The 14,518-nt window shown below is 70.7% G+C and carries 14 protein-coding genes; 12 read left to right on the top strand and 2 right to left on the bottom strand.

Annotated features, from left to right (window positions below; all coding sequences use genetic code 11):
- Positions 1 to 4: 4 nt before the first annotated feature.
- Together AC07DO_RS35370 and AC07DO_RS35365 are read right to left on the bottom strand one after the other, a co-directional pair.
- Positions 5 to 1,594: a DUF6801 domain-containing protein gene (locus tag AC07DO_RS35370; RefSeq protein WP_479065792.1), complete on the bottom strand. Its 1,590-nt coding sequence runs from the start codon at positions 1,592 to 1,594 to the stop codon at positions 5 to 7.
- A gap of 115 nt (positions 1,595 to 1,709) precedes the next feature.
- On the bottom strand, positions 1,710 to 2,342 hold the full coding sequence (locus AC07DO_RS35365) for a hypothetical protein (protein WP_479065790.1): 633 nt from the start codon (positions 2,340 to 2,342) through the stop codon (positions 1,710 to 1,712).
- Between the two features lie 680 nt (positions 2,343 to 3,022).
- On the opposite strand from AC07DO_RS35365, the gene AC07DO_RS35360 reads away from it, so the two are divergent.
- The 12 genes from AC07DO_RS35360 to AC07DO_RS35305 are packed head-to-tail and all read left to right on the top strand — an operon-like array spanning position 3,023 to position 14,512.
- The gene (locus tag AC07DO_RS35360; RefSeq protein WP_479065788.1) at positions 3,023 to 4,096 is read left to right on the top strand and encodes an ABC transporter ATP-binding protein; all 1,074 of its coding nucleotides are present in this window, start codon (positions 3,023 to 3,025) and stop codon (positions 4,094 to 4,096) included.
- Positions 4,093 to 4,857, top strand: coding sequence for an MlaE family ABC transporter permease (locus AC07DO_RS35355; RefSeq protein WP_355806873.1), 765 nt, complete (start codon positions 4,093 to 4,095; stop codon positions 4,855 to 4,857). The genes AC07DO_RS35360 and AC07DO_RS35355 overlap by 4 nt, the downstream gene beginning before the upstream one ends.
- A gap of 5 nt (positions 4,858 to 4,862) precedes the next feature.
- A complete protein-coding gene (locus AC07DO_RS35350; protein WP_479065786.1) occupies positions 4,863 to 5,669 on the top strand; it encodes an MlaE family ABC transporter permease in 807 nt (268 codons plus the stop codon).
- Position 5,670: 1 nt separating this feature from the next.
- Positions 5,671 to 6,924, top strand: coding sequence for an MCE family protein (locus AC07DO_RS35345; RefSeq protein WP_479065784.1), 1,254 nt, complete (start codon positions 5,671 to 5,673; stop codon positions 6,922 to 6,924).
- A complete protein-coding gene (locus AC07DO_RS35340; RefSeq protein ID WP_479065782.1) occupies positions 6,921 to 7,979 on the top strand; it encodes an MCE family protein in 1,059 nt (352 codons plus the stop codon). Before AC07DO_RS35345 ends, AC07DO_RS35340 begins: the two co-directional genes overlap by 4 nt.
- Positions 7,976 to 9,115: an MCE family protein gene (locus tag AC07DO_RS35335; protein WP_479065780.1), complete on the top strand. Its 1,140-nt coding sequence runs from the start codon at positions 7,976 to 7,978 to the stop codon at positions 9,113 to 9,115. The genes AC07DO_RS35340 and AC07DO_RS35335 overlap by 4 nt, the downstream gene beginning before the upstream one ends.
- A complete protein-coding gene (locus tag AC07DO_RS35330; protein WP_479065778.1) occupies positions 9,112 to 10,155 on the top strand; it encodes an MCE family protein in 1,044 nt (347 codons plus the stop codon). The genes AC07DO_RS35335 and AC07DO_RS35330 overlap by 4 nt, the downstream gene beginning before the upstream one ends.
- Positions 10,152 to 11,417 (top strand): MCE family protein, encoded by a 1,266-nt coding sequence (locus tag AC07DO_RS35325; protein WP_479065776.1) that lies wholly within the window; start codon positions 10,152 to 10,154, stop codon positions 11,415 to 11,417. The genes AC07DO_RS35330 and AC07DO_RS35325 overlap by 4 nt, the downstream gene beginning before the upstream one ends.
- The gene (locus AC07DO_RS35320; RefSeq protein ID WP_479065774.1) at positions 11,414 to 12,709 is read left to right on the top strand and encodes an MCE family protein; all 1,296 of its coding nucleotides are present in this window, start codon (positions 11,414 to 11,416) and stop codon (positions 12,707 to 12,709) included. The genes AC07DO_RS35325 and AC07DO_RS35320 overlap by 4 nt, the downstream gene beginning before the upstream one ends.
- Positions 12,706 to 13,224, top strand: a complete 519-nt coding sequence (locus tag AC07DO_RS35315; protein ID WP_479065772.1) for a hypothetical protein — start codon at positions 12,706 to 12,708, stop codon at positions 13,222 to 13,224. The genes AC07DO_RS35320 and AC07DO_RS35315 overlap by 4 nt, the downstream gene beginning before the upstream one ends.
- Positions 13,221 to 13,937 carry a hypothetical protein gene (locus tag AC07DO_RS35310; RefSeq protein WP_479065770.1) on the top strand — a complete coding sequence of 239 codons (717 nt, stop codon included), beginning with the start codon at positions 13,221 to 13,223 and terminating at the stop codon, positions 13,935 to 13,937. The genes AC07DO_RS35315 and AC07DO_RS35310 overlap by 4 nt, the downstream gene beginning before the upstream one ends.
- Positions 13,938 to 13,963: 26 nt before the next feature.
- Complete coding sequence (locus AC07DO_RS35305) at positions 13,964 to 14,512, top strand: hypothetical protein (protein ID WP_479065769.1); 549 nt, start codon at positions 13,964 to 13,966, stop codon at positions 14,510 to 14,512.
- Positions 14,513 to 14,518: the final 6 nt, after the last annotated feature.

Genomic DNA, 14,518 nt, shown 5'->3' with positions numbered 1-14,518 from the left:
GGGGTCAGCGTTCGGCCACCGGGACCTTGCGGGGCTGGGCGTCGTCGGTGCACTCGTCGGGGTTGAGCTCGTCGGCCGATACGAAGCAGGTCTGCCCCTGGATCTGCTTGACGTAGTTGTCGGGCCCGGAGACCGAGGCCGTGAGCAGCCGGTCGAGATCCTCGCCGTCGGCGGTGCCGCAGCCCGTGAAGGCGGGGATGGTGACCTTGCCGGTCAGCGGGCCGCCGGACAGCAGCAGATAGCCGGTGGCGGGCTCGCCGGTGACCTGTTCGCCCCGGCCGTGCAGCACCAGGTGGTCGCCGGGGTGCTTCGCCGGTTCCGGGTCCGGGGAGGCCAGGGACGTCTTGGTGCGGCACTTCTTCCCGACGTTCAGCGGGGTGCCGTTGACCTTCAGCGACGTCACCCGGAGCACGAGCGGAGCCCGGACGTAGGTGTCCGTGCTGGTGAACACGAAGTCGGTGGTGCCGTGCGAGTCGATGGTCATCGGACCCGCCTGCTCCAGCACCATCGTGGCCGTCGTCGGGGTGAAGTCGAACGTCAGGAAGGTGGCCTCGAAGGGCGGAGTCCGTTGGCGTTGCTGGTGGTAGAGGTCGGCGGTGGAGCTCTGGGTGATGGTGGCACCGGTGCCGTCGGGGAAGAACACGAACTCGGGCTCCCCCTGGGTGATGAGCGTGCAGAACGGCGGGATCAACGCGGCGCCGTCGAGCTTGTTCACGTTGGAGTAGCCGGTGATGTAGGCGTTCAGCGACATCGGTCCGGCCGGGTGCTTCTCGTCGTACTTGCAGCTCGGCGCGGAGCGGTCGGTGGTGCCGCCGCCCGGCCCCGGCTCGGTGACCTGCGGGGCGCGCTCACCTTGTCGGCCCGCGGGGTCCTTCTCCGACTGCCCCGGTGTGGCGGAGGCGGAAGGGGCGCCGGAGGACGGCCCGGTCGGCGATCCGCTCGGACCGTCCGTTCCGCCGTCCTCGTCCGTGCCGACCAGGACGCCGGCCAGTCTGCCTCCGTCCGGGGCCCCGTCGGCGAGGGTGCAGTCGACGGTGACCGTGGCGGGGTCGGTGGCGCCGCCGTCCGCGGTGGTGAGGGCCAGGTCCAGGGCGACGTCACGTGCCTTCATGGTGAGTTCACCCGTGCCCTGTCCGGTCACCGAGGGGACGTCGCCCGTGGCGGTCAGGGTCAGCGGCCCGGTCGGGGGCAGAGGCGTGGGTTCGGTGCCGCCGCGCCAGGTCGCCTCGGCCGTGGCCTCGCCCTGGGTGATGCCGACCCCGAGCCGGGACGCCGCACGGACACCGGCCGCGTCCAGCGCCGCGAGATCCGCCACGGCCGGCTCCGGCAGGTCGACGGTCGTGGTCACGTCCTCGGGTTCGATCGGCTCGCCGACCGCCACCCGTCCGGGAAGGGCGGCCGAGATCCGTACCGTCACGGGGTGCTTGCCGGAGGGGAACAGGCATACGTAGGGGAGGTCGGTGTCGACCTTCTGTGTGCCGGACGCCCCGGCCGCCGCGGGCACGGTGGCGGCCAGCACAACGAACGCGGCGATGGCCGCGCTCCTGGCGCGGCTGCGGACCGTCCGTCGGACGGCGGTGCGGGGGCCTGTCATCTGTCACTCCGCTCGGGTTGTCCCACCTCCGGCCGGCCGACGGCCGCCGCGGCGCGCGGGCGGCCCGCACGTCCGGCCGGAGGCACCGGCCGGACGGCGGCGAGCCCTGCGCTGCTTACGGGGTGGAGCCGACGATCGTCGGGATGGTGCTCGAGCCGGTGACCTTCACCGCGTACTTGCCCTTGAACGTGGGCTTGGTGGAGGTGGTGACCACGCTGCCGCAGCCGGAGGCCGAGGTGACGGCCAGGTCACCGCTGACGCTGGTGACCGCGAGGATGCCGGTTGAGTTGGTGTAGGTGCTGGTGGCCTTGCCCTGCACGGTGAACACGCAGGCGCCGGCGGTCACCTTGGCCTTGACGTTGCCGATGTGGCCCTTGGTGACACCGGTCGAGGCGGTGTAGTCCTCGGCGACGACGGTCCAGGGAGTGGTCGCGATGGTCGTGACATTGCCCAGGACGCTGGTGCACGGCGAGGAACTGGTGCCGAAGTTGATGGCGTTGATGTTGCCCACGGTCGCCGGGTTGCCGGTGGCGCTGGCCATGGTGCCGGATGCGCTGGACGTCGTACACGTCATCGGGATGTTGGCGGTCAGCACGATGTTCCCGCTGTTGCCCGCCGAGAAGTTGGCCGGCGAAGGAGTGACGGTCCAGACCGTGGAGGGGACGGCCGAGGCGGGGGCGACGGCGATGACGAAGGCGGCGGCGCCCGCGCCCGCCACGACGGCGATTCTTGCCAAAGAGTTCTTCATGATGTGGGGACTCCCTTGTGGATTGACCGGCAGAGGGGGACCGCGTCCGTACTCGTGGAGCGGAAGAACGGGCGGTCCGCGGCTCGGAAATCCTCGACCGCGAGCCACGACGTTACTTGCGGGAAACTTAGCCGAACAATGGTATCGGCCATGATTCTTTAGGGGAGCTGAAATGCCTGTTCCCCAGGTGAGCAGTCCGAGGCTCCGCTTAGTCATCCGCTGCTAAAAATATCGCAGTTGGACTACCGATGGGTCATCCCGGGGCAGGTCGCATATTGCTTCCCGCAGTCCCTGGGGGTCGTATTGCTCACAGGGTGACAAGGGGAACGCGAATACTTGTCACCGCGATGACAAAGGCGCGGGAGATGAACTCAAACCTTCGGGAAATTCGGATCCTGCTCTTGCCCGCTCAGGTTACTCAGTCGTAGCGTGCCGGACACGGCGCTGATCTCCTGGTGGCCCCCCGCCGAGGAGGCGTGACGGATGGTTTGCTCCCAGCGTTGCCCTCCTTCGGGGGGTTGACCTCCGTCGGCAGGACCGCGCGACGCCCCGCCCCCGGGGTCGCGCGGCCCTGCCCCGCATCCCGCTCACAAAGTCCACGACGTGATTGACGTGCGCTCCGCGGCGCACGCTGCCCTCGCCCGTTGGCGCACGCCGCCCTCGCCCGTTTTGGAGGTGATATGGGAATAGAAGTGGTGGTCGAAGGTCTCACCAAATCCTTCGGCACGCAGAAGATCTGGCAGGACGTGAGCCTCACTCTGCCGGCCGGAGAGGTGAGCGTCATGCTCGGTCCTTCCGGTACAGGAAAGACCGTTTTCCTGAAGTCGCTCATCGGTTTGCTGAAACCGGAGCGCGGCCGTGTCCTCATCGATGGCGTCGACATGGCGAACAGTCCCGAACGGGATATCTATGAGACGCGCAAGAAGTTTGGGCTCATGTTCCAGGACGGTGCCCTTTTCGGTTCCATGTCCCTCTTCGACAACATCGCCTTTCCGCTGCGCGAGCACACGCGGAAGAAGGAGTCGGAGATCCGGCGCATCGTCATGGAGCGGATCGACGTGGTCGGACTGCTGGGGGCCGAGGGCAAGCTGCCGGGGGAGATCAGTGGCGGCATGCGCAAGCGGGCTGGACTCGCCCGCGCGCTCGTGCTCGACCCGCAGATCATCCTGTGCGACGAACCCGACTCCGGCCTCGACCCCGTCCGCACCGCCTACCTCTCGCAGTTGCTGATCGACCTGAACGCGCAGATCGACGCGACGATGCTGATCGTCACCCACAACCTCGACATCGCCGCCACGGTCCCCGACAACATGGGCATGCTCTTCCGGCGCGAACTGGTCACCTTCGGGCCGCGCGAAGTGCTCCTCACCAGCGAGGAACCGGTCGTCGCGCAGTTCCTGTCGGGCCGCCGCGAGGGCCCGATCGGGATGTCGGAGGAGAAGGACGCGGCCACCCTCGCCGCCGAGGCCGCGGCATCACAGGGCGCCGACGGTCCGCGGGAGATCATTCCGCAGCTGGAGCCGTCTCCCGGACTTCCGCCGCGCCAGGCCGTCGCCCGCCGCAGGGAACGGGTGCTCGGCATGCTCGACCGGCTGCCGCCCGCCGCGCGCACCGCCATCGAGCGCACCTACGCCGCCGCCCCCGTCACCGGCGCTCCTGACGCTCCCGGCACCCACGGTGTTCCCGGCGCGACCGGTGCCCACGGCACCACCACGGCGACGCTGCCGATACCGGCCACCGGGAGCGGCGCGTGATCGCCGGTGGCCTGCGGCAGACCGGCCGGCTCTTCGCCCTCGCCGCCGAGGTGGCCCGTGCGATCTTCCGACGCCCCTTCCAGTTCCGGGAGTTCGTCGAGCAGTTCTGGTTCATCGCCAGTGTCACGCTGCTGCCCGCGGCCCTGGTCTCGATTCCGTTCGGCGCCGTGATCGCCCTCCAGGTCGGCTCGCTCACCCAACAGCTCGGCGCCCAGTCCTTCACCGGCGGCGCCAGCGTGCTGGCCGTGGTGCAGCAGGCCAGCCCGCTGATCGTGGCCCTGCTGATCGCGGGCGCGGCCGGCTCCGCCATCTGCGCCGACCTCGGCTCGCGCACCATCCGCGAGGAGCTGGACGCGATGGAGGTCATGGGCGTCTCACCGGTGCAACGCCTCGTGGTGCCCCGCGTCCTGGCCACCATGGGCGTCGCCGTCCTGCTCAACGGCCTGGTCTCCGTGGTCGGCATCCTCGGCGGCTACGCCTTCAACGTCTACCTCCAGGACGGCACCCCCGGCGCCTACCTCTCCAGCTTCTCCGCCCTCGCCCAGCTCTCCGACCTCTACATCAGCGAACTCAAGGCCCTGGTCTTCGGGTTCATCGCGGGCGTCGTAGCCGCGTATCGGGGCCTGAACCCGCGCGGAGGCCCCAAAGGCGTCGGCGACGCCGTCAACCAGTCCGTCGTCATCACCTTCATGCTGCTCTTCTTCGTCAACATGGTGATGACGGGCGTCTACCTCCAACTCGTACCGCCGAAGGGAGGCTGACGCCCGTGGCTGCCCCGCTCGCCTGGCTCGACCGCTCCGGCGACCAACTCCTCTTCTACGTAAGGTCCCTGCTCTGGATCCCGCGCACCCTGCACCGCTACCTCAGAGAGGTGCAGCGCCTCCTCGCCGAGGTCGCCTTCGGCACCGGCGGCCTCGGGGTCATCGGCGGCACCATCGGCGTGATGATCGCGATGACCCTGTTCACGGGGACCGTCGTGGGACTCCAGGGGTACGCGGCCCTCGACCAGATCGGCACCGCGGCCTTCACCGGGTTCGTCTCCGCGTACTTCAACACCCGTGAGATCGCCCCGCTCGTCGCCGGACTCGCCCTCTCCGCGACCGTCGGCGCCGGCTTCACCGCCCAGCTCGGCGCCATGCGCATCAACGAGGAGGTCGATGCCCTCGAAGGCATGGGCATCCGCTCGCTGCCGTACCTGGTCACCACCCGCATCATCGCCGGCGTCGTCGCCATCATCCCCCTCTACGCGATCGGGCTGCTCTCCTCCTACCTGGCCTCCCGCTACGTCACGGTCCTCTTCAACGGCCAGTCCCGGGGTACCTACGACCACTACTTCAACCTGTTCCTCTCACCCACGGACGTGCTGCTCTCCGTCCTGAAGGTGCTGATCTTCAGCGTGATGGTGATCGTCGCCCACTGCTACTACGGCTACCGCGCCTCCGGTGGCCCGGCGGGTGTCGGCGTCGCCGTCGGCCGGTCGGTGCGCAACGCCATCGTGCTGATCAGCGTCACCGACTTCTTCCTCTCGCTGGCCCTGTGGGGCGCCACCACGACCGTGAAGGTGGCGGGCTGACATGAGCGGTGCACTGGGCGCGACGGTGCGCCGCCGACTCGCCGGCGTGGTCTTCCTGGTGATCCCCGCCCTGCTGGTGTGGCTCGCGATCGCCGTCTACGACAAGCAGTTCACCGACTCCGACCCGGTGATCGTGGAGACCGGCAGCGTCGGAAACGAGATGCACCGGGGCGCCGAGGTCAAACTGCGCGGCGTCGTCGTCGGCGAGGTCCGCGAGATCGACGCCACCGACGACGGAGCCCGGCTCACCCTCGCCCTGCGCCCCGGCAGCCTCGCCCGCATACCGGCCGACGTGCGCGCCCAGATGCTGCCGACCACCCTCTTCGGCGAACGCTTCGTCGCCCTCGTACCCCCCGCGTCGACCGCCGCGCGGCCGCTGGCCGCCGGCGCCGTCATCCCGCAGGACCGCTCCGCGAGCGCAGTCGAACTCCAGCAGGTCCTCGACAACGTGCTGCCCACGCTCACCGCCGTCCAGCCGCAGAAGCTCTCCGCCACCCTCTCCGCCGTCTCCCGGGCGCTGGAGGGGCGCGGCGACCGGCTCGGTGAGACCCTCACCGTCCTCGACTCCCACCTGCGGAAGTTCAACCCCCAACTGCCCACGCTCAACCGGGATCTGAAAGAGCTCGTGAAGGTCAGCCACGTCTACGCCGACGCCGCCCCCGACATCCTCACGGCCCTCACCGACTTCACCACCACCACCGGGACCCTGGCCGAGAAGGAGAGCGAACTGTCCGGCACGCTCGGCGCCACCACCACGACGGCCGAGGACCTGACCGCCTTCCTGCGGCAGAACCAGGACAACATCATCCGGCTCTCCGCCGCCTCCCGGCCCACCCTGGAACTGCTCGCCGAATACTCCTCGGCCTTCCCCTGCACCCTGCGCACCCTCGCCGACTTCGTCCCCGCCATGGACGAGGCGCTGGGCAAGGGCACGGACCGTCCCGGCCTGCGCGTCGACGTCACCACCGTGCCCTCCCGCGGCGCCTACCGGCCCGGCCGCGACACCCCCTCGTACGGCGCCGGCGGAGGCCCCCGCTGTTACCCCGTGCCCTACCTCGGCGTCACCGCGAAACCCGCCGTACAGGCCTCCGCTGCGGCCGAACAGGACCTCGGTCCCGCCAACTCCCCGCAGGAGAACGACCTCGTCAACGAACTGCTCGCCCCCGCCACCGGCAAGGCCCCCACCTCCCTGCCCGAGTGGAGCAGCCTCCTCGCGGGCCCGGCGCTACGCGGCACGGAGGTGACCCTGCGATGATGGCCCGCCCCACCGCCCACACCGGTCGCCGTCCGCTGACCGGCCCGGCGCTGAAGTCCCTCGTCTTCCTCGTCGTCACCGCGCTGGCCACGACCGTCCTCGGGCTGAGCGTCTCCGGCACCGGCGTCGGCGACGACAGCCTCTCCTACAAGGCGCTGTTCACCGACGCCACCGGCGTCATCGACGGCGACAGCGTACGGATCTCCGGGGTCGAGGTCGGCGAGGTCACCGACGTCCGCGTCGTCGACCGGCGCACCGCCCAGGTCACCTTCACCGTCCGCGACGACCGGTCCCTGCCCACCTCGACCACCGCCGCCGTGAAGTACCTCAACATGGTCGGGCAGCGCTACATCGCCCTGGGCCGGGGCAGCGGCGACGTCGGCGGCGCCCTCGGCGCCGGCGACACCATCCCGCTCGACCGGACCGTTCCCGCACTCGACCTGACCCTGCTCTTCAACGGTTTCAAGCCGCTCTTCGAGGGCCTCTCCCCGAAGGACGTCAACGAACTCGCCGGCTCCATCGTGCAGATCCTCCAGGGCGAGGGCGGCACCGTCGACAGCCTCCTGAAGCACATCGGCTCCGTCAGCACGACGGTCGCCGCCAAGGACAAGGTGATCGGCCAGGTGGTGAAGAACCTCAACACGATCCTGACCACCCTCAACGAACGCGAGGCCGGCTTCGACGACCTGGTGGACACCCTCCAGAAGCTCGTCAGCGGGTTCAACGCGGACCGCAAGCCGCTGGGCAAGGCCGTCACGGCCATGGGCGACCTGACCACCGTGACCGCCGACCTCCTCGACGAAGGGCGCGCGCCCCTGAAGAAGGACATCCGCGAACTGGGCCGGCTCTCGGGCAACCTCGGCGACGCCACCCCGCAGATCGAGGACTTCCTCGACCGGACCCCCGCCAAGCTGACCGCCCTGGGCCGGCTGTCCTCCTACGGCTCCTGGTTCAACCTCTACCTCTGCGAGGCCCGGGTGGACGGCGTGACCACCTCCACCGGCGCGAAGCCACCGACCGGCATCGCGGTCACCGAAGCGAGGTGCGGCGCATGACGCTGCTGCTGCGGCCCGCGGGCCCCGCCGCGCCCGCCCCCGCGCCCCGGCGCTCCCGCCGACCGCGACTGAAGCCCGTCAGGGAGCGCAACCCGATCACGGTGGCCCTCGTCGGCCTGCTCCTGCTCGCGCTGCTCACCGTCCTCGCCTACAACGCCGACCGGCTGTCCCTCACCGGCGGCGGCACCACCTACAGCGCCGACTTCACCGAGGCGGCCGGGCTCGACGAGGGGGACGAGGTGCGCGTCGCCGGCGTCAAGGTCGGCGAGGTCACCGGCGTGGCCCTCGACGGCGGCCGGGTGAAGGTCACCTTCGAGGTGGAGAAGGTCTGGATCGGCGACCGGACCACAGCCGCCATCGCCATCAAGACCCTGCTCGGCGACAAGTACCTGGCCCTCGACCCGCTCGGCACCGGGAAGCAGGACGCGGGCGATCGCATCCCGCGCAACCGGACCACCTCGCCGTACGACGTGACCCAGGCGTTCCAGGACCTCGGCTCCACCGTCGACGCCATCGACACCAAGCAGCTCGCCAAGAGCTTCGAGACGATCTCGGAGACCTTCGAGAACTCGCCGCAGCACGTCCGCAAGGCGGCCACCGGACTCTCCGACCTGTCGCGCTCCGTATCCAAGCGCGACCGCGAACTGTCCGAACTCCTCAAGGGCAGCGCCCGGTTCACCAAGACGCTGAAGGAGAAGAAGTCCAGCTTCGAGACCCTCATCGAGGACGCCGGACCACTCCTCGGCGAACTGCAGGACCGGCGCACGGCCATCACCGCCCTGCTGAAAGGGAGCCGCGCCCTCGGCACCGAACTGAGCGGCCTGGTGAAGGACAACGCGGAACAGCTCGGTCCCACGCTGAAGGCGCTCGGCCGCGTCACCACCGTTCTGAAGGCCAACAACACCCAGCTGGACCGGACGCTCGCCCTCGTCGGCCCCTACTACCGGCTCGTCGGCAACACCCTCGGCAACGGCCACTGGTTCGACAGCTATCTGTGCGGCGTGGTGCCCCGCGACTACCTGCCCGCGCATTCCCAGCCCAATACGCCCAATACGCCCAATACGCCTGGTACGCCCAAGGCGACGTGCATGCCGCCCAAACAGCCGACGGCGGCCCGGGGGAGCGGTGAGCGATGAGCAAGCGCAGAAAACTCCTCGCGGCCGCGATCGCCCTCGCCGTCGTCGCCGCCGGACTGGTCACGGTGCGCGTCCTGGACTCTCCCGGCACCCGCGTCACCGCCTACTTCGACCGGGCCGTCGGCATCTACGCCGGTTCCGATCTGCGGGTGCTCGGTGTCCGGGTCGGCGAGGTGAAGTCGGTGAGGCCCCAGGGCACGCGAGTGCGGGTCGAGCTGGCGCTGGACGACGGCGTACGCGTACCGAGATCGGCGCGGGCCCTGGTGGTCGCGCCCAGCGTCGTCTCCGACCGCTACGTCCAGCTCACCCCGGCCTACCGCTCCGGACCCGCCCTCGCCGACGGCGCCGTACTGTCCGCCTCCCGGAACCGCACCCCCGTCGAGATCGACCAGCTCTACGCCTCGCTCACCGACCTCGGCAAGGCGCTCGGCCCGGACGGGGCCAACTCCGCCGGCGCGCTGTCCGGGCTGCTGAAGACCGGTGCCGCCAACCTCGACGGCAACGGCGAGGACATCGGCGAGACCATCGAGGAGTTCGGCAAGGCCACCAAGACCCTCGACGGGGCAGACGACGATCTGTTCGCCACCGTCCGCGGCCTCCAGAGCTTCACCTCCATGCTGAAGAAGAAGGACAGCGGTGTGCGCACGGCACAGGAGCGACTGGACACCGTCGTCGGCTACTTCGCCGACAACAAGGACGACCTCGCGGGCGCGCTCAAGGAACTCGGCACCGCCCTCGGCCAGGTGAAGACCTTCATCAAGGACAACCGGGGCGAGCTGAAGAAGAACGTCGAACGGCTCGTCCCCATCACGCAGACCCTGGTCCGCCAGCGCGCGTCCTTGGCCGAGGCCCTGGACGTCGCACCGCTCGCCGCGGGCAACCTCGTCGGCGCCTACAACACCGACCGCGGCAGGATCGACGGCCGCGCCAACCTCAACGAGATCAGCATGGGCGGCCCACTGCTGCCCCTGCCGGCGACCGGCGGCACGACACCCACACCCACATCCCCGTCCTCGGCGTCGAGGGAGGGCCAGCGGTGAAGCGCGTCGTACGGCGGCGGGTGCTCACCACCTCGGCCGTCACCGGTGCCGGCCTCGGCGGGCTCCTCGCCCTCGGCCTCGGCTTCGCGCTGGCCCTCGGCGCGTTCTCCGTCACCGTCCCCCGCTTCGACGGGCTGGAGGACCTGCCCCTGCCGGGCGGCGCCGACCTCGGCTCCCACCCCTACACCGTCACCGCCGAACTCGACGACGCCCTCAGCCTGGTGCCGCACGCGGCGGTCAAGGTCAACGATGTCGCCGTCGGCCGCGTCGACTCCATCCGACTGGACGGCGACGCGTGGTCGGCCCGCGTCACCATGGAGATCAACGGCGACGTCCGGTTGCCCCGCGACGCCGGCGCCCGCCTGGAACAGTCCAGCCTGCTCGGTGAGAAGTACGTCAGCCTCATCGCGCCGGCCAAGTCCAACGCCGGAGGCAGGCTCGGCGACGGCGGTGTCATCCCGCTCTCCCGCACCGGCCGCAACACCGAGGTCGAGGAGGTGTTCGGCGCGCTGTCCATGCTGCTCAACGGCGGCGGCGTCAACCAGCTCAAGACCATCACGCGGGAACTCAACAAGGCGCTCGGCGGACGCGAACCCGAGGTCCGCTCCGTACTGAAGCGGGTCGAGGAACTCGTGGGAAACCTCGACGACCACCGCGGTGACATCGCCGACGCCCTGGACGGCGTCAACCGGCTCGCGACGACCCTCGCCGGGCGCAAGGACGACGTACGCACCGTCCTGACCGATCTCTCACCCGGTCTGAAGACCCTGGAAGAACAGCGCGGCTCACTGCTGACCATGCTGCGCTCCCTGGACAGGCTGTCCGGTGTCGCCGTCGAAACCGTCGAAGCGAGCAAGGACGACATGGTCGCCGACCTCAAGGCCATCGCCCCCACCCTCAAGGCCCTCGCCGACGCGGGGGGCGACCTGCCCGACTCCCTCCAGGTGCTGCTCACCTATCCGTTCACCGACGAGGTGCTGAACGGGGTCAAGGGCGACTACCTCAACGTGTACCTGCACATGACGGCCGTTCCCGGCACCCAGGTGATCCCACCCCTGGTGCCGCAGAGCAGGCCCTCGCCCACCGCCACACCCACCGCCCCCACGGGGCAGCGCGACCGGGGCGCAGCAGCCGGAAAGCGGCGACCCGGCACCGGCGCCACGGCTTCCCCCTCCGCGCCGCTGCCCCTGCCCTCCGTCCCGACGCCCACGTCCGTGCCGACACCCAGCGGGAACTCCGGGGACGGGGACACAGAGCGATGATCACTCTCGCCGTACGCCTGAAGAACCTCGCCTTCCTCGTCATCGCCGTCCTCGTCCTCGGCTTCCTCGGCATCCGTTACGCGGACCTCGGCCGGTACGTGGGCGTCGCCGACTACTACACCGTGAAGGTCGAACTCGCCCGCACCGGAGGGCTCTTCACCCACTCCGACGTCACCTACCGGGGCGTTTCGGTGGGCAGGGTCGGGCCGATCGAGCTCACCGCCGACGGGGTGGTCGCGGAGCTGCGCATCAAGAAGTCCGCCCCCCGCATCCCCTCCGACACCCGGGCCGTGGTGGCCGGACTCTCCGCCGTCGGCGAGCAGTACATCGACCTGCGGCCCGAGAGCGACACCGGCCCCCACCTCACCGACGGCACCCGGATCGAACAGCCCGAGACCGAGGTGCCCGCGCCCGTCACCGACGTGCTCACCAGCGTGAACGACCTCGTCCGATCCGTGCCGTTGAAGGATTTGCGCACGGTCGTCGACGAGTTCGGCAAGACCTTCGAGGGGCACGGCGACGACCTCGAGGTGCTGCTGGACAGCGGCAGCTCCTTCATCGAGGCCGCCGACCGGAACCTGCCCTCGACCACCCGTCTGCTCGACGACGGCGAAACCGTGCTGCGCACCCAGGCCGAAGAAGCGAAGGCCATCCGCGGCTTCGCCGACGGTGCCACGGAACTCGCCCGCACCCTCAAGGGTTCCGACGCCGACCTGCGCCGGCTCCTCGCCGTCACGCCGGACGCGGCCACGCAGGTCAGCGGGGTGCTGCGGGACCTCGACCCCAGTTTGGGCGTTGTCCTCGCCAACCTGCTCACCACCTCCGAGGTCGCCGTCACCCGGCAGCGCGGCATCGAGGAACTCCTCGTGAAGTACCCGGCGGCCGTCTCGGCCGGCGCCACCGCCGTCGACGGAGGAACCATGAAGCTCGGCCTGGCCGTGACCTTCTTCAAGCCCCTTCCCTGCACCGACGGCTACGGCGGCACCCGGTACCGCACCGGCCTGGACCTCGGGACGGCCCCCGCCCTCAACACCGGCGCCTCCTGCACGGCACCGGCCGCCGGCGGGGTCAACGTACGAGGGTCCGCCCATGCCCCCCGGGGCGGCGCGGTACCGGATCCGGCCAAGCCCGGCTCCCTGCCGTCGGGCAGTACGGGCAGTACGGGTGCCTCGTCGGCTCCGTCGAAGTCCGCCGCACCGCTGCCGGGCGCGCTGGCCCTGCCGGACACGGGCACCACCGGAGCGGCCGGGCTGCCGCGGCTGCTCGGGGCGGACGCGGAGGCGGGCCGATGAGGCGGGCGCGCGTCCTCACCGGGGCGGGACTGGCACTGGCGCTGGCGTTCTGCGGCACCGGGGTGTGGACGTACGCGCAGGCACGGGGCGACGACTCCCTCTCGTACGGCCGTGAACGCGACGAGGCGCTGTCCGACGGGCGCGATCGGCTCACCGTCCTCAACACCCTCGACGCCTCGTCCCGGCAGCGGGCCCGGGCGGGCATCCAGGACTGGCGTGCCGCGTCGACCGGTCCGCTGCGGGACGAACTGGGGAACACCGCTCCCCGGAAGGGGGCTTCGGCGCGGGGCACGGTCACCGAGGCGGCACTGACCGGCCTCGACACCCGCGCGGGCACAGCCAAGATCCTCGCCACCGTACGCGTCGAGGTCACGCCCGCCGGAACGAAGAAGCCGACCACGGACCGCAAACGCCTGGAGGCGGTGCTGGTCCGCACCGGCGAGAGCGAGTGGAAGGTGAAGGCACTGAGCGCGGTTCCCCTCGCGCGGACGGCGAAGGAGGACGAGAGCCGATGACACGGCTGCTGCACATCGGACAGTCCCGGGACGCCGCCGCTGCGGGCGCCGTGGCACCCGGCGCCGGGCCCGGAAGCAAGCCCGGCGCGGAGGACGAGCGGTCCGGCACCAGCGCGGATGATCACAGGCCCCGCACCGGCGCGGAGCCCGAGCTCGACGGGGACGCCTCGCAGGAGGAGCCGTCGGAGACCCGCGGCGACGGCCGGCGACCGCGCGGTCTCGTCAGGCGCCTCGTCCCCGCCGCGTGCGCCGCACTCCTCGTCGCCGTCGGCTCCGGATTCTTCTACGAGGCCCATCAGTTGAGGTCCACCCCGTCCGCCGAGAACCACGCGCTGACCGACGTCGAGGCGACCACCCGTGTCGCCGGTGACGTCGGCAACGCCCTCGCCCGCGTCTTCTCGTACACCCCGAACGGTCTGGAGACCACCGAGCGTGCTGCGCGGTCGGTCCTCGCGGGGCGGGCGGAACGCCAGTACACGGAATTGATGGGCCGGATCCGCGAGGACCTCGCCGCGCGGCACATCACCCTGAGCACCCAGGCCGTACGCACCGGAGTGATCGAACTCGACGCCGACAGCGCACGGTTGCTGGTCTTCCTCGACCAGATCTCGCACCGGGGCAAGGCCCGCACCACCTCCGCGGCGGCCCAGCTGACGGTGACCGCGCGGTGGGAGGACGACCGGTGGCGAATCGTCGACATCACGCCCCGCTGAGCGGGCGCGGGGAGAGGGGAACGCAGATGAGGCGTGGGACCAGAGGACCGGCACGGCTCGGGGCGGTGCCGGTCACGGCCCTCGCCCTCGTACTCGCCCTGATCGCGGGCGGCTTCGCCACGTGGGCGGGTTGGGGCTGGTACCACGCGGCGCACGACGACACCGCGGGCTACGCCGAGCAGCGCGATGCGGCCCTCGCCGCCGGTGAACAGGCCGTCCAGAACCTCAACACGCTCGACCACCGCGGCATCGGCCGGGGCCTGGATCTCTGGGAGTCCTCCACCACCGGTGAGCTGCACGAGCAACTGGTGTCGGGGCGGGACGAGTTCGCCACGCAGGTGAAGACCGCCAAGACCGTGACCACGGCCAAAGTGCTGTCCGGCGCGCTCACCGAACTCGACACCCGGGCCGGCCGGGCCCGCGTCCTGGTCGCCCTGCGGGTGACGGTGAAGGCGCCCGGCGACGCGACCACCGACAAGGACAGCCGCATGCTCGGCGAACTGACCCGCACCGACGGCGACTGGAAGCTCAGCGCGCTGGGCCAGGCCCCGGTCGGCGGCACGTCGGCCGGCTGACCGGCC

Source organism: Streptomyces sp. NPDC045678, from assembly GCF_056432085.1.
This window is presented reverse-complemented; position numbering and strand designations above follow the sequence as displayed.